Here is a 21,957-nt window from a genome sequence, read left to right on the forward strand (position 1 = left end):
TCAAGTTTTCTTTTTAACCGTTTTAAAGTTTAGGAATTCTACAAAAAGTGAGAAGGCAATTGCAAAATAAAGGTAGCCTTTTGGTATGGCGCCTACTGAGTTTCCAAAGAATTCTGTGTGCGATAAGTGTGCCGCTTCGGTAATTAACATAAAGCCGATGAGAATTAGAAATGCCAAACCAAGAACCTGCATACTTGGATTGCGATCAATAAACTTACGTATTGGGTTGGCAAAACCAATCATCACTGCAATAGAAATCATCACAGCAATTATCATTAATACAAGGGTATAGTTATGGTTTGGGTGTAAACCATTGGTCATACCTACGGCCGTAAGAATAGAGTCGACTGAGAAAATAAAGTCAATAATTAGTATTTGAGTAATGGCTTGATTTAAAGACTTTATGACCTTAGACTTTACGGCTTTTTCATCATGAGCTGGCGTCTCAACTTTTTCACGTATTTCCTTTGTGCTCTTATAGATAAGAAATAACCCACCAGCAAATAGTATAATGGCTTGCCAGCTTATTGATATGGACAGCCAGCTAGACTCATGTATATAGAAAGGCTCACTGAGACCAATAAGGAACGATACAAAGAAAAGCAATATTATACGCTGAGCCATTGCTAGAACAAGACCTATATTGGTTGCCTTGCTTCTTTGTTCTTCCGGTAGTTTGTTTGCGGCAATAGATATAAAAACAATATTGTCTATACCTAAAATAATTTCTAGGAAAGTGAGTGTTAATAAAGCTATTATGGCATCAGAGGTCAATAAAAAGTCTAGCATATTCCTTAATTAATTTTTGTGGCAACTCCTTTCTCTACATACATTGGTTTATTGGGCTTTTTTACGGCCAGCTTATATTCAAAAGTGTATGAATTATTGGTAGTTGACAATATTTTCATGTGAATCTCATCTTTCTCTGAATTGGTTTTTGGATTTAATTTTTTGAGTACAAACTCGCAGTCGTTAATCCAACGGACAGAAGATGTGTCTACTTTTCCTTCGTAATAATCTATATTGAGTGTTTCGGTTCTAATAAATCTACCTGTTTTTTCAATACCATCAATAGTATAGTTAAATTCAAACTCACCAGTTTTAAACTCATCACAGTTACGTTCTACAGAATAACATCCTGTTAGTAGCAAAAGTGGAAGAAATACGCGCAGAAGTTTCATTGTAAAGTTTTGTACAAAGGTAAAGAATAACGAAGTTAATTTTATGGCTTATAACTTTTAAAAGTACCGTCTTTGTAAAAAATCACAATTTTTTCAATATCTGAATTGCTAACTGGTTTTTCTTGCGAATCTTCACTTTGAATTTGAAGATTGGAATTTGGAGTCTCAGAGATTGTATTAGTTTTTGGGAAACTGCCTTTTCCATTCAGCAACCAATACAATTCTACATCCGGATAGGAGTGAAGCACTTTCATTACAAAATCTAAACTCGGCTTATTTCTACCAGAGAGAATATGGGAAATACTAGAGCGCTGCACACCAATTTTTTCGGCGAAACTTGAAGCAGTTTCATCGTAAAAATCCATGACTTTTTGAAGCCTAACAGTGAATTTACTAGAGTTTATCATTGTAAACAGTAATTGTTATTAAATAACGGCACAAATGTAAACATTAGTATTTCAAAAATCAATATCTAACAAAATAAATGATTAAAAAACTTAAACCTTAACTTTGAATTTTTATATTAAATTACTGAAAACAAATAAAATAAGATTTAAAAATAATAATCATTAAATTATTCTCAATCTATGTGGTTGGTCTTAGTCAATCATTATGTTTATTTGTATAACATTGTAACATTTTTAAATAAATTTATTGTTTACAATTGTAAAAACACAAATGATTACATTTGTAACCCAGAAGTTTCTCTAATGAAATTAAATCATCTTAATAGTCTTTATTCTCTAGTTAAAAATCCAGAACTATTTGGTCGCTACATCACAAATTCACATATAGAAAAGTGTTTAAAAAAGCTTCCTAAATCTTTTACTTCAGTTGTCGGATATTCAGTTTTAAACAAACCCATTTATAGTTTAACTTTTGGTACGGGATCAAAAAAAGTGTTATTGTGGTCTCAAATGCACGGCAACGAATCAACAACCACCAAAGCGCTGTTCGATACTTTTAACCTCTTTTTAACCAATAATGAGATCTCTAATACAATTTTAGACTCATGCGCTTTAATGGTTATTCCTATTTTAAATCCCGATGGTGCCGAGCGATATACACGATTAAATGCCAATGATGTTGACTTAAATAGAGATGCTCAAAGCTTATCACAGCCAGAAAGTAAAGTGCTGAGAAAGGTTTTTAATGAGTTTAAACCCGATTATTGCTTCAACCTTCATGGCCAAAGGACCATATATAATGTAGGCAATACCAGTAACTCCTCTATATTATCGTTCTCATCGCCATCTCAGGATGCTCAACGTACCTTAACCGAAAATAGAAAGCTTGCAATGGGCATCATCTCCGAGATTAATCAGTTGCTGCAAGAGGAAATCCCTAATGGTGTTGCACGCTATGATGATGGCTTTAATTTAGACTGTGTTGGTGATACATTTCAAAACTTTGGTGTGCCAACAATTTTATATGAAGCTGGTCATTTTCCTAATGATTACAGTAGGGAAGAGGTAAGGCGTTTGGTTTTTATAGCCATACTGAAAGGATTAGACGTCATTGCATCTGGTGCCAAAGACCTGAACTGTGAGGATTATTTCAACATACCCGAAAATGGGAAACAGTTTTATGACGTCATTATCAGAAATGCTTGTCTAACAAATGATTCTTCTAATTTAAACGATATAGCCATACAGTATAATGAGAAATTGATTGACGAAAAAGTTGAATTTATACCAACTATAGAGAAAATTTCTAAGTTAGATGATTTTTTTGGGCATAAGGAAATTGATGCCGAAGGATCTATGATAAAAAATGTAAATGATTTGGAAATAAAAGTGGGTTACGAAAACGATTTCGTTTTGATAAATAATGAAAAAATCTCATTAAAACCTTAAAAAAACTGTTTTTAGATACGTATTTGTTAATGAAAATCCTTTATTTTTGCATAAAGTTTAAAGATTTACAATTATGGCGAAGTTTAAATTAGACGAAGTTGACCACCAAATTCTCGATATGCTTATCGATAATACACGTATCCCATTTACTGATATTGCTAAAAAATTATTGATATCTGCAGGTACTGTTCATGTCCGTGTAAAGAAAATGGAAGAAGCAGGAATTATAAGAGGGTCTTCATTAACTTTGGATTATAAAAAATTAGGATATTCATTTATCGCCTATGTTGGTGTTTTTCTGCAAAACACCTCTCAAACCAAGTTTGTTCTAGAACGTGTGGAAACCATACCTTATGTTACAGTTGCACACATAACTACAGGAAAGTTTAATATCTTTTGCAAGATAAGAGCTAAGGATACTATGCATGCTAAGGAAATTATCTTCATGATAGATGATATAGATGGTGTTTACAGGACTGAGACTATGATTTCTTTAGAGGAAAGTATTAACGATAAAAAACGATTAATGCATACCATATTTAACGAATTATAATAAGCCTATTAATTTTATAGAGAAGCCCTTAGTATATTTGCTAAGGGCTTTTTGTTTAAAAACTTTTGATGATGATTTCAGAAACTATAAGTATTAAAGAATACAATCCATACTACAAGGCTTATATTGATAAGGCTTCTGATGTTGATATATTAAAAGGCTTAAAATCAAGTTTTGATAACGCTATGGATTTTTATTCGAAGCTGCCTTATGAAAAACATGATTATGCTTATGCGGAAGATAAATGGACAATAAAAGATATTTTGCTTCACGTTATTGATACCGAAAGGGTCTTTTCATATAGAGCTCTACGTATTGCAAGGGGAGATAAGACACCTTTAGCTGGCTTTGAACAAGATGGTTATGTAGTGAGTGGTAATGCTAAAAAGCGTTCTTTAGAAAGCCTCATAGAAGAATATAAAAGCGTAAGACTTGCTACCATATCTCTTTTTCAAAGCTTTGATCGTGAAACACTTTTAAAAATGGGTGAGGCCAGTGGCTTTCCAATTTCAGTAAGAGCACTGGGTTACATAATTGTGGGTCATGAAAATCACCATATACAGGTGATAAAGCAAAGATACCTTTAGGAATTATAATCTTTAAAAGCTTCGAGAATAAGGTCGTTATTTGCTTCGCAATCAATTTTTGGTTTTCCGATAGATTCTAAGAGCACAAAATTAACCTTTCCATGACTGTTCTTTTTGTCGTGCTTCAAGAAGTCAATAATAACGTCCTGATCTCTTTTTTCAATATTGACTTTTGAGAATGTTTTTAAAATGCCTTCCTTTATTTTTTTAAATTCATCAGTCGATAAACCACAGACCTTTGTTGATAGGTATGACTCTAGTACCATTCCTATGGCAATGGCTTCACCGTGTAATAATGGTGTTTTGTCTGCGTTGCCTAAAAAATAACTTTCAATGGCGTGTCCCAAGGTGTGTCCAAAGTTTAATGTTTTTCTTAGGCCTTGTTCTTTTATGTCTTGAGAAACTATGGTGTTTTTAATAATTACAGAATCATATATCAATTTGTCTAATTCTGAAATGTCCATATTTTCAAAATTCACCAAATTTTCCCAATAGCCTTTATCAAAAATTAACCCATGCTTTAGCATTTCTGCATAGCCGGACACCATGTGGTTAGGAGGTAAGGTCTCTAAATAAGATGTGTCAATTAAAACCATGCTACCTTCACTGATAATGCCTATTTGGTTTTTTAACACACCAAGATCAACACCTGTTTTTCCTCCAACAGAAGCATCAACCATGGCCAGCAAAGATGTAGGAACATTTATATAGTCTATACCTCTCATATATGTACTTGCCACAAAACCTCCAAGGTCTGTAACAACTCCACCACCTAGATTAATTAGTAGACTCTTACGATCAGCTTCGTATTCTGACAGAGCTTCCCAAACACCTGTGCAGATATCTATGGTTTTATGATCTTCTCCTTCTGGCATTTCCATAACCTCTACAACAATATCTTCGGATTCTAATTGAGATAAAAATTTTGGCAGACAATATTCATGAGTATTAGTATCAACAAGAATGAATATTTTAGAAGGCTTAGAAGATTTTATATATGAGCTTAATTCTGAGTAAACCTTTGAATTAAAGTGTACTATAGCATTTTTTGTAGTGATGGATTTCATACCAAAAAAGTTCCTAAATTATCGCTGTGAAAATACTCCCTTTTTTTAGAAAAAAATAAGCTTTGGTTTAAATATATTTGCATTAATATTCTATAGCCTATGATAGATCGGTCATTATTTGAAGACACAGCTACGGCCTTTGCGTTAAAATCTGATTCTGAATTAGAACGCGCTTACTTTTTATTTAAAATGATTTCCTCGCAACCTTTGGTGCGTATAGGTACTGCTGCAACTAATTTTGCTCTTAAAGCCAATTTGCCCGTTGAAGGCTTAATTCGTTCTACGGTTTTTGATCATTTTTGTGGAGGTGTAAATGAGGAAGATTGTTTGCCAGTTATAGATAAACTCTACACTAAAAGTGTGAGTTCTGTTTTGGATTATTCAGTAGAGGGAAAGGAGGCTGAAGCACAATTTGATAACGCTGTAGAAAAGATATTGAAAATCATTAATTTCTGTGACGAAAGAGAGGCTATGCCAATAGTCGTTTTTAAGCCCACTGGTTTTGGAAGGTTTTATCTTTATCAGAAAAAAACAGAAGGAAAAGATTTGACAACAGACGAACAAGCCGAATGGGATAGAATAGTTGCTAGGTTTGATGCGGTTTGTAAACTCGCCAAGGAAAAAGATGTTGAAGTATTGATTGATGGTGAAGAAAGCTGGATGCAAGATGCAGCAGATGATTTGGTTGAGGATATGATGCGTATTTACAATACTGAAAACACCATTGTTTATAATACTTTGCAGTGTTACCGTTGGGATAGATTGGATTATCTTAAGGGTTTGCATCAACGTGCTAAAGAAAATGGATTTAAAGTAGGCATGAAAATTGTCCGTGGTGCCTACATGGAGAAAGAACGTGCTAGAGCAGAAGAAAAGGGTTATGAATCTCCAATCTGTGAAAACAAAAAAGCCACAGACGACAACTTCAATACTACCCTTGTTTATATTTTAGAAAACTTAAAAGACATCTCGGTATTTATTGGTACTCATAACGAAGAAAGTTGTTACCTCTCTATGGAACTTATGGAAAAGTACAATATCAATAAAGAAGATAATAACGTTTGGTTTGGCCAATTATATGGCATGAGTGATCATATTAGTTACAACTTGGCGGCTAAAGGCTATAATGTTGCAAAATACATCCCTTTTGGACCAGTTAAGGACGTTATGCCTTATTTAATAAGAAGGGCAGAGGAGAACACTTCTGTGGCTGGGCAAACTAACAGAGAATTATCTTTATTAAAAACTGAAAAGAAAAGGCGTAAACTATAAATGCCTCATCATAAGACGAGGCATTTTGTATTTGAAAAGTTATTTGCGCTTAAAAATCTTCTGGTACCATTTCTTTTTGTTATCAGGATTATCTCCATAACCATAGCCATAACCGTACCCTTTAGCTCCTGGTTTAACTCCGTTTAACAGCATCGTCATATTTGGTAAACGTTTTTCTTCATATAATGTTTTTGCAACATGTACTAGATGTCTTTTGTCAACACCATCAGCACTTACAACATAGATAAACATATCTGCAAAATTTGAGATTAATAAAGTGTCGCTTACCAACCCAACAGCAGAAGTATCTGCTATTATATAATCATATTTTTTCTCAAAGTGCTTAAAAAGTTCTTCAACTCTGTCACTCATCAATAACTCTGATGGATTTGGTGGGATTGTGCCAGAAGGAATTATATCTAAGTAGGGATTATCTTTATGTTTTAAAACTATGTCTTGTGCTTTTACAGAAGAGTCAGCCAAATAATCTGTTAATCCTTTTTTAGGTTTTTCTTTTATATAGAGATAATCTAAGATTTTTGGTACCCTAATGTCCATTTCAACTAATAAAACAGATTTTTGTGAAAAAGAAATAGAAGTCGCTAAATTGGTACTGGTGTGCGACTTACCTTCTTGAGCTTTAGTTGACGTAACAAAAATCTTTTTAGCCCTACCATTGATACCTTTAAGCATGAAATCTACATTAGATCTAACAATTCTGAACGCTTCTGCTTTTGGTGAATAATCAGCTTTTTTAACAAGTCTAACATTTTTAGAGGACTGAGGTATGTCGCCTAAATATGGAATGTCTAAAATACTTACTAAGTCATTTTTTTGATAGAGTTTAGTATCTAACATATCAGATACATATATCAATCCGAGCGGAATCATAAGACCAAATATTAATGCTGCTAAATACGTAAGGGTTGGATTTGGCGCGACAGGCCTGTATGATGAATAAGCATCATCAACAATTTTAGCATTAGGTTGGTACATGCCTAATCTAATTGCAGATTCTTCACGCTTTTCTAATAAATATAAATAAAGTGACTCCTTTATATCTTGTTGCCTCTGTACTCCTCTCAAAGTTCTGGCTTTTGATGGCGCTACATAGAGTTGACCACTAATTCTATTGCTTTCAGAATTCAAATTATTAAGTGTAAGCTCAGACGTTTTTTTCATACTGTTCAATGAACTTTCAAGATTGTTTTTTAATTGATCAATCTGATTGTTCAACTGAACCACAACAGGGTTTTTCTCTGTGGAATTTTTTAAAACCCTATCTCTTTGGGCAACTAATTCATTATGACTTTTAATGATTTGAGATGTATTAGAATCTCCAATACCTACATTTGCGGGCAACATGTCACTAAACTTACTTTCATCATTCAATTCTTCTTGTAAATAAGAGATCATTTGAATATTTGTAGCAGTTGTAGAAATCTGTTGATCTAATTGTTTCTTTGCTTGTAGATTGAGATTGGTTTGTGAGCCAAGGTCAGTAAGGTTGTTCTTTTGTTGTACCTGTTCTGCAGTAGATTCTACCTGGCCTAATTCCTCCTGTACTTGTTCTAGACGTTTATTGATAAACTCTGAAGTTACTTTAACAACTTCTTCTTTATCGTGTAATACATCGTTGTTATATTCTTTAATAAGTTGATTTAGAAAGTCAACTGCTTTTTGGGCTACTGTTTCTTTTAATTCTAACGTAATAACACTAGAGCCTTTTTCCGTATATGCACTGACACTTTTTTGAAAGTAACTAACAAGCCTAGATACTGGTGTGATGGTTATTTTTAAATTTCTTCCTATTATAAATGAGTCTGATTCTAAGTTAGGAACTAGAACGATGCCTCCATAATTGGTGTCAATTTTATCACCAAATGCATATAGTTTTCCTTCAGATTCATTTCTATCTATGAAAGACTTTCCATCATCTTTAAAAAGTATAAATTCTGAATCTGATTTTACTTTAATAAATATATTAGCTTTTACATTATTAATGATAGAATCGCTTTCAAAGAAACTGAGACTTATAGGTGGGTCTTCATATAGTTCTTTTTCTTTTATTTTACCTTGATTAAAAATGCGAATATTGAGGTTAAGCGTTTTAATGATGTTCTCCATCAAAGTACGCGATTTTATGATCTGAATTTCGTCCTTTATTTTATCTGTACCACCTGAGAACAAGCCCTCGCTGCTAATCTCTTCGATGCTCGGCAACTTGGTTGCTTGTTTTTCATCTCGTATTTTAATTGTTGCAGAGGCTTGGTACTCATAAGTTGTGTAACGCAAATAGGTATAGCCTATAGCAATGGCTATAATAACAGAAAGAGCAATCCATTTCCAATAAGAAAGGAAGAGCTCTACTTTTTGTTTTATATCTGCTGTTACTGAATTTGTTTTAGATTCCATAAAGAATTTAAAGGTAATATGTTATTTTACTAAGAATACTGCTACAATGGTAGTAAGTGTACCGATAGCAGAAATTAATACTGAATTATTTTGGTTATATGTAGATGAACGAATTTTTGCATTGTTTGGTTCTACATAAATAACATCGTTTTGCTGAAGGTAATACACAGGTGAGTTAACTACATTAACTGTAGTAAGATCAATTTTAGCATATTTCTTTTTTCCATCAACTTCTCTTACTAAAAGCACATTTTTACGCTTGCCAAAAATTGTTAAATCATCAGCCAAACCTAGAGCTTCAAGTATTGTTATTCTTTCGTCTTGTATGGTAAACGTGCCTGGATTCCTAACTTCACCTAAAATGGTTACGGTAAAATTAGCCAATCTTACATTTACGATTGGGTCAGTTACATATTCGCTTATTCTTTCGGTTAACATGTCCGTTAACTCTGTTCTTGTTAAGCCTGCTATTTTTAAAGTTCCCAATACAGGAAACTCAATATTGCCATCATAATCTACAAGATACGTTTGTTGTTGTAGCCCACCTCTAGCATTAACAATATCAGAGGTTCCTCCAGAAACTAATGAAAGATTAAAAGGTCTTACGGTGTCTGGGTCTAAAGCAGCGACGTTAATAGTTAAAATATCGTCTGGCTTATAGATTAATTGCTTAGGTTCGGACATTGTTACATCTCCCTCTAAGGGCTCGTCTTGAAAGTAAATAATGTTTTTGCGTGAACCACAAGAGGACAACATTAAAAAGGCTAATATTGGAATAATAAGATTACGAGTTTTCATTTTTTGTTTTTTAGGTATAGTTTATAATTTGGCTTATTTCTTTGTGTCCAATACTTCATAAGTTGAATTATTGGATATATATTCTGGTATTAAATGTTTTATCAATGATACTATTTCCAACGGTTGTGTTAGAGTCTTAATAGTTGTGAGCTTATTGATTTGTTTTTCAACCTCATCAATATCTACACGTCTAGACTTAGCAATCATTATTTTTTCATGATAAGTTTTCTTTGTGTTTTCACCATCGGCCAAAAGCTCCTCATAGATTTTTTCGCCAGGTCTAAGTCCTGTGATTTTTATATCTATATCTTCAGGATAACGTAACCCTGATAGGATAATCATATTTGTGGCCAAGCTAAATATCTTTATTGGTTCACCCATATCAAAGACAAAGATCTCGCCACCATTACCCATTGCGGCTGCTTCCAATACCAATTGACAAGCTTCTGGTATGGTCATAAAGTAACGTGTTATATCTTTATGTGTAACAGTTAATGGACCGCCTTTTTCAATTTGTTTTTTAAATAGAGGTATAACAGAGCCATTTGAACCTAGCACATTGCCAAATCTTGTAGTTATAAACTTAGTGTGTCCTTTACCTTTAAGACATGTTACATAAAGCTCAGCAATTCGCTTTGTTGCACCCATAACGTTAGTAGGGTTTACAGCTTTATCTGTAGAAATTAAAACAAACTTATCTACACTATGTTTAACTGCTATATCAGCTACGTTTTTTGTACCTCCAATATTAACGCTTACAGCTTCATATGGATTGTTCTCCATAAGAGGAACATGCTTGTAGGCAGCTGCGTGAAACACCATTTTTGGTTTGTACTGGTTAAATATTTGGTCTATTCTAGATTTATTTCTTACGTCTGCAACTATAGCATCAATATTTGTAAGACCTTGTTGTCTAAACTCTTGTTGAATATCATATAGTGCAGATTCTGCATTGTCAACAAGTATTAATTTTTTATAATTATACAGGCTTATTTTTCTGCATATTTCACTACCTATTGATCCTGCAGCACCAGTAATCAATATAACTTTATTGTCGTACTGCTCTTCTAAATCTGGATTTTTAATATTGATAGGGTCTCTACCTAGCAAGTCTTCAATTTTAACCTCTTTTATCTGACCAACACTTAAGTCACCATCTATCCAGCTCTGTACTGGTGGAACAATCTTTACTTTAAGCCCTAAAGCAAATAAGTTTCCGGTTATTTGTAAAAGCCTTGTAGGATCAATATTTTGAATAGAGATAATTACATCTTCAACTTTATGTTTTTTTATAAACTTCTCGTCAATCTCATTGATGTTGTGAACCTTAAGAAGGTTTATTTTCTTTCCTATTTTACGCTCATCGTCATCAATAAAACCAACAACTTCCAAACCGCTTTTGGTATCATTCTGAATGGCGTCATAGGTAAGCATCCCTGAATTACCAGCGCCAAAAATCAATACGTTTGAAATAGTCTTAAAATCTTGAGTTATTTGATTGTAAAGAGATTTTATAAATAATTTGGCTCCAATTAAAAACAGGATATTTAACAATAAATGAATATAAATAACTGAACCAGAAATATTAAATAGAGTGTCATCCCCTAAAAATTTTCTACTTAAAAAAGTAAAGCAAATAAGTATAGTTGCCAATATATTGGCGCCTATAATAACATTGACAATATCTTTAAAGCCAGTAAACCTTACTACTCCTTTATGGGATCCCACAGCTATTAAACTAATGGCAGCAACAACAGCAACATAAGGTATCTGTTGCAAAATCAATAGTATATCAAAATCAAACTGAAAGTTGTACCGTATTACATATGCCAAGAAAAACATTGCCACAACAATTGACACATCAAATAATAGCACTAGCCATTTTGAGGCATATCGCTGTGAGATTTTATGTAAGAAATCAACTAACATACTGCAAAATACGTATTTATGGCAGAAATTACTCTATCCAATTCTTCATTAGTAAGATTTGAGCCACTTGGTAAACATAGCCCTCTATCAAATAATTCATCAGCAACACCATTTATATAGCTAGGTGAATCTTTAAAAATAGGTTGTTGGTGCATAGGTTTCCATAATGGTCTAGACTCTATATTTTCTTTTTCAAGCGCAAGCCTTAAGTCCTCTCTAGTTTCTTTAGAATCTAATAAGACAGCTGTTAACCAACGGTTAGAAAAATGACCTTCTGGCTCTTGTAAAAATGTTATGTTATTATTGTCTTTAAACGAATTAAGATATAACTCGTGATTAGAGCGACGTTTTGCCACGTGGCTATCTAAGATTGTCATTTGACCTCTGCCTATACCAGCTACAATATTTGACATTCTGTAATTATAACCTATATGAGAATGTTGGTAATGCGGTGCATTATCTCTGGCCTGAGTCGCTAGGAAAACTGCTTTTTGTTTTTGCTCTTTTGTTTTTGTTACCAAAGCACCACCACCAGAAGTAGTAATAATTTTATTTCCGTTAAAAGATAAAATTGATAAATCACCAAAGGTCCCACAATTTTGACCTTTATATTGACTGCCTAGGGATTCTGCACTATCTTCAACTACTGGAATATTATATTCTTTAGCTATTTTGTGTATTTCTTCAACTTTATAAGGCATACCATACAAATGCACAGGGATTATGGCTTTAGGCTTTTTTCCTTTAGTCATTCTGTCTTTAATGGCAATTTCTAATTGTTCAGGGCACATGTTCCATGTATCCCTTTCGCTGTCAATAAAGACTGGTGTTGCACCTTGATAAGCTATAGGATTAGCTGAAGCCGAAAACGTTTTGCTTTGGCAGATTACTTCATCTCCTGAAGAAACTCCTAATAAAATGAGACTTAAATGTAAAGCAGATGTGCCTGATGCTAATGCTGCAACATGGCAATCTTCATTAAGATAAGATTGTAAGTCATTTTCAAAGCCATTTACATTTGGACCCAAAGGCGCAACCCAATTAGTGTCAAAGGCTTCTTTTATGTAAGTCTGTTCGGCACCACTCATGTGAGGTGACGACAACCATATTTTAGGTTTCATAAGCAAGAATTGTTAAGTAATTTGCATTACTATCTCAATTTCATGTCTTAGAGGGATTTGGGACACGATTTAAAATCGGTTTAAATATGCGTTAATAATGTGTCACACCCCAAATAAAGACGATAAAAAGCAAATATTTACGTTGTTACATAAAGCTACTATTCTTCACTTAATTATTTTGAAATAAATGACTTAAATTATGGTTAAAACATTTATTTTGTGCTTTTGTAAGTTATAGTTTTTGTTAAAAATCGGACCAATTGTAAGTATAAACTTTACCGAATTTTTAAGTTATTCATAGCTGCTATTCTCAATAAATCCTAAATGAAAGTATATTTGAATTGTATTATTTTTTGCCATAAATCGATAGAATGAATATCTTAATTACTTCAGTTGGTAGGCGAGTATCTTTAGTGAGGGCATTTCAAAAAGAACTTAAAGGTTTTTTTTCTGAAGCTAAAGTTTATGCGTCTGATGTTAGTCCTTTACTGTCAGCCGGCTGTCAGGTGGCGGATGAATATTTTGAAGTGCCAGCTTTAGACGAATCTTCCTATATTGAGTTCTTATTGAATTTATGTGACGAGAATGGCATTAAGCTAATCATTCCTACAATAGATACAGAATTACTTCTTCTTGCTAGTAAAAATCACCTGTTTGAAGCCATAGGTATAAAGGTGCTCATTTCTTCACCAGAGTTTGTAAAAAAATGTAGGGATAAAAGAATTATTCATAAATTTTTTAAATCTAACGGTATCACTATCGCTAGAGAATATGAAAAGGATAATTACGAATTGCCACTTTTTATAAAACCAATTGATGGCAGTAGAAGTGTAAATACATTTATTATTAGTACCGAAGAGGATTTAACAGCGGAGCATTTTTCTAACGAAAAACTCATGTTTTTAGAATATCTGGATCATGATATTTATGACGAGTTTACTTGCGACTTATATTATGATAGGCACAGTAATTTAAAGTGTGTTGTGCCTAGAAAGAGGATAGAAGTAAGGGAAGGCGAGGTTTACAAGGCTGTTGCCAAGAATAATGCTCTTGTGGGTTACATAAAAGAAAGATTGAATTATATTGAAGGAGCGACGGGCTGTATTACTGCTCAGTTTTTTCTCCATAAAGAGGATGATGATAAAATCTATGGGATAGAAATCAATCCAAGATTTGGAGGTGGTTATCCTCTGTCTTACTTAGCTGGTGCTAATTTTCCAAAATGGATTATTGAAGAGTATTTGTTAGGTAAAACCATTGAAGACAAGTTTGACAGTTGGGAGAATGATTTATTAATGATTAGATATGATGATGAAGTTTTAGTCCATGGATATAAAGGTTGATAAGCATACAGTTATAGTTTTTGATTTAGATGATACGCTATATAACGAAATAGAATATTTAAAATCCGCGTATAAGTTTATTGCCAATGACTTAGATCCTGCAAACAGAAAATCCCTGTATAGAAACATGTTTGCTAAGTATAGAAAAGGTGATAATATTTTTCAGTACCTGGCTAATAATTATAAAGTTGAAGTAAAGGATCTAATAGAAGCTTACCGTAATCACAATCCTAAGATTTCCTTATTCGACGACGCATACCAAACCCTTACGGACATAAAGCGTAAAGGAGGAAATCTCGCAATCATTACAGATGGTAGAGTAAAAACCCAAATGGCAAAGATTGAAGCTTTAGGGATTAAGGGCTTGTTTAGTGAAATTATTATATCTGAAGCCTTGGGAACAGAAAAACCAAATGAGCAAAACTTTAAGGTTGTAGAAGAGGCCATGCCTGCTAGAATATACTACTACATTGGAGATAACATTAGTAAGGATTTTGTCTCCCCTAATGCAATGGGATGGAAAACAATTGGTTTAATGGATAATGGTTTAAACATTCATTGTCAGGTAGATGAAAATTTAAAAGAAGAGTTTTTTCCAAAATTCCTTATCGATTCTTATAAAGAACTCAATATAGTTTGAAACTAATTTTTATGCTTGGGAAGGTTCACTTTTGGTTCCAGTAAACCTAGGCATATCTACCTCATCAGAATTGTTTATATCCTTACGATTAATTACTTTGTCTATAGTCTTGAACAGAATCTTCAAGTCAAGTAAAAATGACTGGTTTTCAACATAATAGACATCAAAATCAAACTTTTGTTCCCAACTTATAGCATTTCTACCATTGACTTGTGCCCATCCGGTTATGCCTGGTAAAACATCTTGCCTCTTTGCTTGCTCTTCATTATATAGATCTAAATATAAAATCAATAACGGTCTAGGGCCAATAAGACTCATATCGCCTTTAATAACATTAATCAACTGAGGGATCTCATCTAATGAATATTTTCTGCAGAAATTACCAATTTTTGTTACTCTCTCTACGGCTGGCAAAAGATTTCCCTCACTGTCTACAGCATCAGTCATGGTTTTCAATTTTATAATTGTAAAAGGTTTGCCATTTATACCAGCTCTAGGCTGATAAAAGAAAGGTTTTCCATTATTAACAATAGCGAGGATTACAACTAGAGTTATTAATAACGGTGATATTAATATAAGGCCGATGAGGCAAGCGATAAAATCTGCAATTCGCTTAATAAAAAGTCTATATATTTTTTTCATCTTAGTAGGATTTTTGTTGTTATGTAAGTTCAATTAATATGGGGCGCAATTCAGTTTAATTTAAACTCTCGTTTATAATAGCTATTAAATCGTTATTGATAATATTTACGTCAAACCGTTCTTCAGCATATTTTCTACTGTTAATACCCATTTCCTTTATTTTGTGGGGATTTGTAATAAAATATTCCATTGGCTTTATAAGTGCATCCAGATTTTGTGGTTCAATTAAAAATCCATTTACACCTTCTTTTACAGATTCTCTACAGCCTACAGAGTCAGTAGTAATTATAGGGTTTCCACATGCACAAGCCTCTAACGAAGTTCTCGGCAGTCCTTCTCTGTAATAACTTGGTAATACAAAAATATCTTTTTCATGTAAGTGCTCTTCAATATTTCGTTGTTTGCCATGAAAACTAATTATGCCTTCTTTATGCAATTGTTTAAGTTCTTCTTCACTAATTGCAGATGGTGATATTTCTGGAGCGCCAATTAAGTGAAACTCTGCTTTAGGATATTTTGCCTTTAAAGCTTTTGCGGCTTCCATATACAACGCAACTCCTTTTTCTTTTATAAGTCTTGCTATAAATAGAAAGCTGACTTTATCTGAAGGACTTTTTTCCTTAAATCTAAATTTGTCTAGGTTAATGCCCGAGCCACTAACAAAACCTGCTTTTTGCTTTTTTGAAATTACATTTCTATCTAATAAAAGTTGATGATCATCAGTATTCTGAAAAACGATGCATTTATTTTTTCTAATTGATAATTTATACAATGTTTCATTAAAACGTTGGAGTAGTCTGGCTTTAGAGGATAGGCCCGTAAACGTATACCCTAAACCAGTAATTAATGATACTACAGGTACATTACACATATTAGCAGCCATAGAGCCGTAAATTACGGGCTTAACGGTATAAGGAAAGACTAAGTCTATTTTATTTTCTTTTATGATGGACTTTAATTCTCGTATAGATTTAAAATCTTTTATGGGATTAAGACCTGTACGCTGTAAGTTAAACTGAACTGGAGTAGCGCCAAGCTCCTTAATGCGTTCACTGTTTTTCTCTGCAAAGCTCGGAGCAGCAGCAAACACCTCAAAACCGTAATCTACAAGGCTTTTGATGAAATCCCCTCTAAATCTAATGAGTGATCCGTCAAATGAAGCTATAAGTAATATTCTTTTTTTCTCCATTATGTATTAGCTTTTTTTAAGAAAATTAAATTTATACCATTTTTGAAAACAGTAGAAAGACCAAACTCTAAACGTACTATCTTTTTTACTTTCTAAGTGATCTTTTACGAGGTTGGTTATTACCTCTACGTTGAAAAGACCTTGTTCTTTAAGAAAATTAGGATCTATGTAACTCTCTAGTTCCTTTCTTAAGCTTTGTCTTAACCAATCGCCCGTTGGACTACCGAATCCACTTTTGCCTTTTTCTAAAAACTCATCAGGGAACTGATCTCTGAAAGCTTCTTTTAGAATATACTTTTTATTCCACCCTTTCATTAAATAACCTTCTGGCAACGTATTGGTAAATTCCCAAATCTCTCTATTTAAGAACGGTGCTCTACATTCTAAAGAAGTCATCATACTTGTTCTGTCTACTTTAGCCAACATGCCGCCTTCTAAGCTTAAAATTTTATCTACCAACCTAAAATCGGTTAATGACTCAATTATTTGTTTCCCAAGAACGTCTTTATATTCTTGAAAAAGATTGCTCTCAAAATGCTCTGGCTTTAAAATTTCTTTTAAAAGATTACTGGTGTTTGCTAAGGAAATTATATCCCAATAAAAATCACCTTCATAATCAATAGCATTTAATAATTTGTTGATTTTAAAATTTCTACCACGCTTATCATCTTTATCTACAAGGTATTTGTTGCTTAACTTTGATACAACTTTGTGAAGTCCTTTTGGCATAACACCTGTGTATCGTTTGTTCATTTTACCTATATAGTATTTGTTGTAACCGCCAAATACTTCGTCACCACCATCACCAGTTAGTGCTACTGTAACGTGTTCTCTAGTTTTTTCTGAGAGTAGGTGTGTGGGTAAAGCTGCAGTATCTGAAAATGGCTCATCAAAATTCACTAAAATTTCGTGGATATTATTTTTAAGGTCGTCTTCATCAATGATAAACTCATGATGGTTACTATTAATCATTTTGGCAACGACTCTAGACTTGTCAGTTTCATCATAAGATGCTTTCTTAAAGCCAATAGAGAAAGTGTCAATCTTTTTTTCTGTGGTTTGCGATAAGCATAATGAAATAATTGATGAATCCACACCACCAGACAAAAATGTACCTAACCCTACATCTGCAATAGATCTGCTGTCTACACTATTATAAACCAAGTCTTTAGTTTTTGCTTTGGCATCTTCAAATGATATGTCAGATGTTTTTGGCTTTGGTTCTGAGTTTATTTTGTGAATACTCGTTTGGTGCGATGCTAAATCGTATTCGATATAATGATTGGCTTCTAACTTGTGAATATTTTCATAAATAGTATGTGGAGCAGGAATATAGGTTAACCTAAAATAGAGATTCAATCCTTTTTTTGAAATATTAGGTTGAAAATCAATTGTATTGATTATGGATTTTAATTCTGATGCCCAAATAAATTCCTTGTCCGTATGTGTGTAATACAACGGTTTTTCACCAAAGAAATCTCTGGCAATAAACAGTTTGTTAATTTTTTTATCATAAATGCTGAAGCCATACATGCCATCTAGCCATTGGAAGGATTCAACACCATATTTTTCGTAGGCTTTTAAAATCACTTCAGTATCACTAGAAGTGTTGAAAGTAACTCCTTCAGCCTCGAGCCTGGCTCTTATTTCTCTATAGTTGTAGATTTCGCCATTAAAAACAATTACAATCTGCTTATCATCTGTAAAAATAGGCTGTTGCCCAGAGGATAAATCTATAATGGACAGTCTACGCATTGCCATACCAACGGAGAAGTTATTGTTTTCTTCCGAAAACAAACCATCTTCATCAGGACCTCTATGAATGATAAGATCATTCATATTATTAAGAATGGAAGTTAACTCATTCTTGTCTCGGTTGGTCTTGGCTATAATGCCATTAATTCCACACATATCTTTGGTTAATTAACTTTCTATAAATCTTTTAAATTTAGAATAAATATTCTCTAAATTATATTGCGTAGCGCGCTCTAAACTAAGCTTACTGTATTTCTCTCTTTCTTGCGGGTTTTGATGAAAATAATCCATGGCTTTGCTTAAACCTATATGGTCATCATTGTTGACGAGCAGCCCATATTTTCCAATATAAAATTCGCCATCATTAATTGAGATATCCTCGTTTTCATTCAATAACTCTAAAGGGCCAGACAGGCAATTAGAAGAAATACATGGTAACCCAATAGCCATAGCTTCTAACAACGCATTAGGAAATCCTTCTGTAAATGAACATAGCACAAAACACTGACTAGATAATAAATGTTCGTTGACATTCTTTACGCGACCAACTAGATTTACACTATTTTCGAGATTGGCTTTAACGATTTCTTCCGAAAGATAATCTCGTAAATCTCCACCACCTAAAATTGTAAAGTTATAGTCTAAACTAGAATTTTGAATGGCTCTAATAATCATTATCTGATTTTTTCGCTTATTCAGTGTGCCGGCGGTAATTGCTTTTAATGTTTCTGTTTTTGTATTGAGACTGCTTGGGTCAATGGTTTGTTCAGGCAGTTCAATAGGGTTATAAATAACCTCCATTGGTATTTTTACACGAAAATTATCTCTTAAATCATTGTTGATGTGTACTGAGTTAGAAAACAATTTAGTACATCTATTATAAAAAACAGGGTAGAATAATTTTGAAATGTAAAACGACAACTTACTTGTTACATTATCGGAAGGAAAACCTCTCTCGCTGATAATGGTTTTTACTTTTTTATTAAAGGTAGAAACAATTCCATTAATTAAATTCGGAAACGCGAGAAATGATATGGAAATGTCAATTTCATTACGCTTTACGAAACGATAATATTTTATAATATATCTAAAAGTATCTATGAATTTTAAATAAAATGCTCTGTCTGGTGGGTTGTCAGATAGTATTTTGGTAGTTACTCCATCTGGAATAGGAAAATGAATAGTATTATGAAAAAGCACCAAAGTAACATTGTAGTCCTTCCTCAATTCTTTTAGAAGAAGACTTATTACTTTCTCAGCACCTCCGCTACCTAGAGTAATACTAAGTATGGCTATATTTTTTTTGGTCTTTGGGGCCATTATTTATTCTAATTACCTATTTTGAAACAAATGTAATTGCTTATTAACTAATGATTTAAATCAACAATTCTTAAATCTTGTAGGTTGTCTTGTTGATGTTAAAAAAACAATTCGCTTTGTTTCTCGGTCAAATATAACAGTTAATGGCAGTTTATTTTCATTTCTTCGATTTGTTGAGCATTTTTCGTGATTAATAGCCAAAAAGCTACAATTTTCAGGATGTAATAAGGGTTTTGTATCGCGCTATGTGGTTGCATCTATAAAGAGTTGCTCAAAATCTCCTATAATTTTTTCTTTGTTAAACTTTTTGTTTACATACTTACTGATTTCCTTTGGGTCCCAGTCCTTGGTTTCTTGGAGCTTTTCTAAAAATTCATCTTCAGTTTCAACCAAATATCCATTAACACCATTGGTTACAATTTCCTTGGTACCACCAGGAGCGTTAAATGCAATAACAGGAACACCAACGGTACAACTTTCTAGCAAAGCATTTGGGAAACCTTCAGAATAAGAGCCTTGTAGAAACATATCGTGTTTTATGAGGTGGCTAAAGACATCGTCAGAGTGCTCAATATGTGTTACTTTGTCATTGAGCTGAAGCTCTTCAATTTTGTTTAAGATGTCTTCCTTATTTCTCCCATCACCAATTATGGTAAATTCAAATGGAATTGTTAACCTGCTAAGTACATCCAAAAGCCTAGCCTGGCCTTTTACTTTGGTCATTCTACCAACAGTAATAAACTTTTTAATGCTGTTGATTGACTTCCCTTTTTGTTTTAAAACATCGACTTGGGTAACAGGATTGTGAATAATTTTCACCCGATTTTCGTCTATGTTGTAAATTTTGAGGAAATCATCCTTCATGTCGGTGGATTGACAGATAATATAGTCGAGACTTTTAATGCCAATTTGATCAAATTTAATAAATGATGAAATGAATGATTTCTTTCTGGGTTTTTTATATTTCTTGGCAACGTTGGTAATTGTGGCATGCCTTCCTATGAATTTAATTTTAGGGAATAGCTTGGAAATTAAACCCATTATTATATTTAGATGGGAAATAGAGCTTACTACTACTTGAGGTCTGTGCTTTGCCAGTAATCTTATAATTCCTTTAACTCCTGAAAGTACTCTGGGCTTCTCTAAGTAAATGACTGATATTTCTGAAACATCATATTTAGTGTCCTTTTCAAAACCTATAACAACTAAAGTGACATCAAACTTTTTTTTGTCTAAGTGTTTTGCTACAAAAGTTATAACGCGTTCTGCACCACCTGCAAAAAGTGTTGGTAAAACAAAGAATACTTTTATTTTATTATCCATGGACTATGGGAATGTTTAGCTGTTGTCCGAATCTGTAATCCCATTCTTCTTGAAGAAATTTCTGAAACCCGGAAGCATGATGAAATGTTAGCTCACCAAAATATGTAGCTCCTTCAACAGAATAAAAATCTACACGAACATATGTAAAATCTTTTGATATTTTTTCTGCAAGCATTATCATTTCTTCAAGGTTCGCAGGTTTTTCAATATCATTACCATTTGGTCTGCCCCAATTACACGGTAATAAATTCCAATCTTTATCATATAGGTTTCGGCATCTTTCATTTGAATGTCTGCCAATATCTACCATTGTAAAAGCAACTTTGCCATTAAAACAATGTAATTTATAGTCATCTGGTATGCTACCATCATTATAAGTCAATAATTTTTCTACTATAATTCTTGGTTCAATATTTTTATATTGCCACTCTCGTGTAGAATAATAATAGTTTTGTTTCATTAAACGCCTTAGCTTCTTTCTTATCTTTTTCCATTTAACTTCAGACTTATCCCTTACTATTATGCCACCAGAGCTATCATGATTTGTTTTTATAATAAACTCTGTATCAGGCATACTTTTTTTTCTTATCTCTTTAGGGTCTTTTGTATGGAATAATAAAGGGATTAAGTATTGTTTTCCGATGGTTTTTTCAATGTAATCCCTTACTTTGTATTTATCGGCTACTTTTGTTTGAAGCGCCTTTCTTTCATATAATTTAAGCCAATTGATTTTTTCATTTAGTGTTAGTGGATTGTCAAGATCAATTGAATATCCCATGTGCTTCTTAAAGCTTCTTTCTATAATAAATCTATCTGGTACTAGTTTTAATCCCTCTTCGTAAATTTTATAAAAAGGGTTTAAAATAAAATATCCCAAATCTGTTTCTCTGTAAACGCCAGAAATCATTTCTCTTAAATTTTTCATATCTACCACTATTTTGTTTGTATCGTAAATACAACAATATA

At 33.0% G+C, this 21,957-nt stretch carries 20 protein-coding genes; 6 read left to right on the plus strand and 14 right to left on the minus strand.

The window, feature by feature from the left end; all coding sequences use genetic code 11:
• From F1003_RS01380 to F1003_RS01390, 3 genes are read right to left on the minus strand one after another with little or no spacing between them, the layout of a single operon-like run.
• Positions 1–789, minus strand: coding sequence for a TerC family protein (locus tag F1003_RS01380; protein WP_155087410.1), 789 nt, complete (start codon positions 787–789; stop codon positions 1–3).
• A 5-nt stretch (positions 790–794) separates the two neighbouring features.
• Positions 795–1,181: a hypothetical protein gene (locus F1003_RS01385; protein WP_155087411.1), complete on the minus strand. Its 387-nt coding sequence runs from the start codon at positions 1,179–1,181 to the stop codon at positions 795–797.
• A gap of 41 nt (positions 1,182–1,222) precedes the next feature.
• Entirely contained in the window at positions 1,223–1,588 is a 366-nt protein-coding gene (locus tag F1003_RS01390; RefSeq protein ID WP_155087412.1) for a helix-turn-helix domain-containing protein, read from the minus strand.
• 303 nt (positions 1,589–1,891) lie between these two features.
• Between F1003_RS01390 and F1003_RS01395 the strand changes: the two genes are divergently transcribed.
• The 3 genes from F1003_RS01395 (at position 1,892) to F1003_RS01405 (ending at position 4,177) form a co-directional block, all read left to right on the plus strand.
• Positions 1,892–3,037: a M14 family zinc carboxypeptidase gene (locus F1003_RS01395; RefSeq protein WP_155087413.1), complete on the plus strand. Its 1,146-nt coding sequence runs from the start codon at positions 1,892–1,894 to the stop codon at positions 3,035–3,037.
• A gap of 73 nt (positions 3,038–3,110) precedes the next feature.
• Entirely contained in the window at positions 3,111–3,590 is a 480-nt protein-coding gene (locus tag F1003_RS01400; RefSeq protein WP_155087414.1) for an Lrp/AsnC family transcriptional regulator, read from the plus strand.
• 68 nt (positions 3,591–3,658) lie between these two features.
• Positions 3,659–4,177: a DinB family protein gene (locus F1003_RS01405; RefSeq protein WP_202913870.1), complete on the plus strand. Its 519-nt coding sequence runs from the start codon at positions 3,659–3,661 to the stop codon at positions 4,175–4,177.
• On the opposite strand, the gene aroB is transcribed toward F1003_RS01405, so the two are convergent.
• Positions 4,174–5,244, minus strand: coding sequence for a 3-dehydroquinate synthase (aroB, locus tag F1003_RS01410; RefSeq protein ID WP_155087415.1), 1,071 nt, complete (start codon positions 5,242–5,244; stop codon positions 4,174–4,176). The genes F1003_RS01405 and aroB overlap by 4 nt on opposite strands.
• A 99-nt stretch (positions 5,245–5,343) precedes the next feature.
• On the opposite strand from aroB, the gene F1003_RS01415 reads away from it, so the two are divergent.
• Positions 5,344–6,516, plus strand: coding sequence for a proline dehydrogenase family protein (locus F1003_RS01415; RefSeq protein ID WP_155087416.1), 1,173 nt, complete (start codon positions 5,344–5,346; stop codon positions 6,514–6,516).
• A gap of 39 nt (positions 6,517–6,555) precedes the next feature.
• Here F1003_RS01415 and F1003_RS01420 read toward each other — a convergent pair whose 3' ends face one another.
• From F1003_RS01420 to F1003_RS01435, 4 genes are read right to left on the minus strand one after another with little or no spacing between them, the layout of a single operon-like run.
• A complete protein-coding gene (locus tag F1003_RS01420) occupies positions 6,556–8,931 on the minus strand; it encodes a GumC family protein (RefSeq protein ID WP_155087417.1) in 2,376 nt (791 codons plus the stop codon).
• A 21-nt stretch (positions 8,932–8,952) separates the two neighbouring features.
• Complete coding sequence (locus tag F1003_RS01425; protein WP_155087418.1) at positions 8,953–9,729, minus strand: polysaccharide biosynthesis/export family protein; 777 nt, start codon at positions 9,727–9,729, stop codon at positions 8,953–8,955.
• Positions 9,730–9,762: 33 nt separating this feature from the next.
• Positions 9,763–11,658: a polysaccharide biosynthesis protein gene (locus F1003_RS01430; protein ID WP_155087419.1), complete on the minus strand. Its 1,896-nt coding sequence runs from the start codon at positions 11,656–11,658 to the stop codon at positions 9,763–9,765.
• A complete protein-coding gene (locus F1003_RS01435) occupies positions 11,652–12,779 on the minus strand; it encodes a DegT/DnrJ/EryC1/StrS family aminotransferase (protein WP_155087420.1) in 1,128 nt (375 codons plus the stop codon). The genes F1003_RS01430 and F1003_RS01435 overlap by 7 nt, the downstream gene beginning before the upstream one ends.
• Positions 12,780–13,150: 371 nt before the next feature.
• Between F1003_RS01435 and F1003_RS01440 the strand changes: the two genes are divergently transcribed.
• Both F1003_RS01440 and F1003_RS01445 read left to right on the plus strand, forming a co-directional pair.
• The gene (locus tag F1003_RS01440) at positions 13,151–14,122 is read left to right on the plus strand and encodes an ATP-grasp domain-containing protein (protein ID WP_155087421.1); all 972 of its coding nucleotides are present in this window, start codon (positions 13,151–13,153) and stop codon (positions 14,120–14,122) included.
• Complete coding sequence (locus F1003_RS01445; RefSeq protein WP_155087422.1) at positions 14,106–14,762, plus strand: HAD family hydrolase; 657 nt, start codon at positions 14,106–14,108, stop codon at positions 14,760–14,762. Before F1003_RS01440 ends, F1003_RS01445 begins: the two co-directional genes overlap by 17 nt.
• 9 nt (positions 14,763–14,771) lie before the next feature.
• Here the strand turns inward: F1003_RS01445 and F1003_RS01450 are convergent, their stop codons facing one another.
• The 6 genes from F1003_RS01450 to F1003_RS01475 all read right to left on the minus strand — a co-directional run bounded on the left by F1003_RS01450 (position 14,772) and on the right by F1003_RS01475 (position 21,916).
• Complete coding sequence (locus F1003_RS01450; protein ID WP_368732349.1) at positions 14,772–15,395, minus strand: sugar transferase; 624 nt, start codon at positions 15,393–15,395, stop codon at positions 14,772–14,774.
• A 64-nt stretch (positions 15,396–15,459) separates the two neighbouring features.
• Positions 15,460–16,593, minus strand: coding sequence for a glycosyltransferase family 4 protein (locus tag F1003_RS01455; protein ID WP_155087424.1), 1,134 nt, complete (start codon positions 16,591–16,593; stop codon positions 15,460–15,462).
• Positions 16,594–16,599: 6 nt separating this feature from the next.
• A complete protein-coding gene (gene asnB / locus F1003_RS01460) occupies positions 16,600–18,504 on the minus strand; it encodes an asparagine synthase (glutamine-hydrolyzing) (RefSeq protein WP_155087425.1) in 1,905 nt (634 codons plus the stop codon).
• Positions 18,505–18,516: 12 nt separating this feature from the next.
• Positions 18,517–19,668 (minus strand): glycosyltransferase, encoded by a 1,152-nt coding sequence (locus F1003_RS01465; RefSeq protein ID WP_155087426.1) that lies wholly within the window; start codon positions 19,666–19,668, stop codon positions 18,517–18,519.
• A gap of 243 nt (positions 19,669–19,911) precedes the next feature.
• A complete protein-coding gene (locus F1003_RS01470; RefSeq protein ID WP_155087427.1) occupies positions 19,912–20,991 on the minus strand; it encodes a glycosyltransferase in 1,080 nt (359 codons plus the stop codon).
• Positions 20,984–21,916: an ATP-grasp fold amidoligase family protein gene (locus F1003_RS01475; protein WP_155087428.1), complete on the minus strand. Its 933-nt coding sequence runs from the start codon at positions 21,914–21,916 to the stop codon at positions 20,984–20,986. The genes F1003_RS01470 and F1003_RS01475 overlap by 8 nt, the downstream gene beginning before the upstream one ends.
• Positions 21,917–21,957 lie beyond the last annotated feature (41 nt).

Source organism: Winogradskyella ouciana, assembly GCF_009709615.1.
Taxonomy (GTDB): domain Bacteria; phylum Bacteroidota; class Bacteroidia; order Flavobacteriales; family Flavobacteriaceae; genus Winogradskyella; species Winogradskyella ouciana.

What these genes read in the sequence shown, in the direction of transcription:
- F1003_RS01380 (WP_155087410.1), bottom strand. Translation starts at nt 789, where the DNA reads ATGCTAGACTTTTTATTGACCTCTGATGCCATAATAGCTTTATTAACA.
- F1003_RS01385 (WP_155087411.1), bottom strand. Translation starts at nt 1,181, where the DNA reads ATGAAACTTCTGCGCGTATTTCTTCCACTTTTGCTACTAACAGGATGT.
- F1003_RS01390 (WP_155087412.1), bottom strand. Translation starts at nt 1,588, where the DNA reads ATGATAAACTCTAGTAAATTCACTGTTAGGCTTCAAAAAGTCATGGAT.
- F1003_RS01395 (WP_155087413.1), top strand. Translation starts at nt 1,892, where the DNA reads ATGAAATTAAATCATCTTAATAGTCTTTATTCTCTAGTTAAAAATCCA.
- F1003_RS01400 (WP_155087414.1), top strand. Translation starts at nt 3,111, where the DNA reads ATGGCGAAGTTTAAATTAGACGAAGTTGACCACCAAATTCTCGATATG.
- F1003_RS01405 (WP_202913870.1), top strand. Translation starts at nt 3,659, where the DNA reads ATGATGATTTCAGAAACTATAAGTATTAAAGAATACAATCCATACTAC.
- aroB (WP_155087415.1), bottom strand. Translation starts at nt 5,244, where the DNA reads ATGAAATCCATCACTACAAAAAATGCTATAGTACACTTTAATTCAAAG.
- F1003_RS01415 (WP_155087416.1), top strand. Translation starts at nt 5,344, where the DNA reads ATGATAGATCGGTCATTATTTGAAGACACAGCTACGGCCTTTGCGTTA.
- F1003_RS01420 (WP_155087417.1), bottom strand. Translation starts at nt 8,931, where the DNA reads ATGGAATCTAAAACAAATTCAGTAACAGCAGATATAAAACAAAAAGTA.
- F1003_RS01425 (WP_155087418.1), bottom strand. Translation starts at nt 9,729, where the DNA reads ATGAAAACTCGTAATCTTATTATTCCAATATTAGCCTTTTTAATGTTG.
- F1003_RS01430 (WP_155087419.1), bottom strand. Translation starts at nt 11,658, where the DNA reads ATGTTAGTTGATTTCTTACATAAAATCTCACAGCGATATGCCTCAAAA.
- F1003_RS01435 (WP_155087420.1), bottom strand. Translation starts at nt 12,779, where the DNA reads ATGAAACCTAAAATATGGTTGTCGTCACCTCACATGAGTGGTGCCGAA.
- F1003_RS01440 (WP_155087421.1), top strand. Translation starts at nt 13,151, where the DNA reads ATGAATATCTTAATTACTTCAGTTGGTAGGCGAGTATCTTTAGTGAGG.
- F1003_RS01445 (WP_155087422.1), top strand. Translation starts at nt 14,106, where the DNA reads ATGGATATAAAGGTTGATAAGCATACAGTTATAGTTTTTGATTTAGAT.
- F1003_RS01455 (WP_155087424.1), bottom strand. Translation starts at nt 16,593, where the DNA reads ATGGAGAAAAAAAGAATATTACTTATAGCTTCATTTGACGGATCACTC.
- asnB (WP_155087425.1), bottom strand. Translation starts at nt 18,504, where the DNA reads ATGTGTGGAATTAATGGCATTATAGCCAAGACCAACCGAGACAAGAAT.
- F1003_RS01465 (WP_155087426.1), bottom strand. Translation starts at nt 19,668, where the DNA reads ATGGCCCCAAAGACCAAAAAAAATATAGCCATACTTAGTATTACTCTA.
- F1003_RS01470 (WP_155087427.1), bottom strand. Translation starts at nt 20,991, where the DNA reads ATGGATAATAAAATAAAAGTATTCTTTGTTTTACCAACACTTTTTGCA.
- F1003_RS01475 (WP_155087428.1), bottom strand. Translation starts at nt 21,916, where the DNA reads ATGAAAAATTTAAGAGAAATGATTTCTGGCGTTTACAGAGAAACAGAT.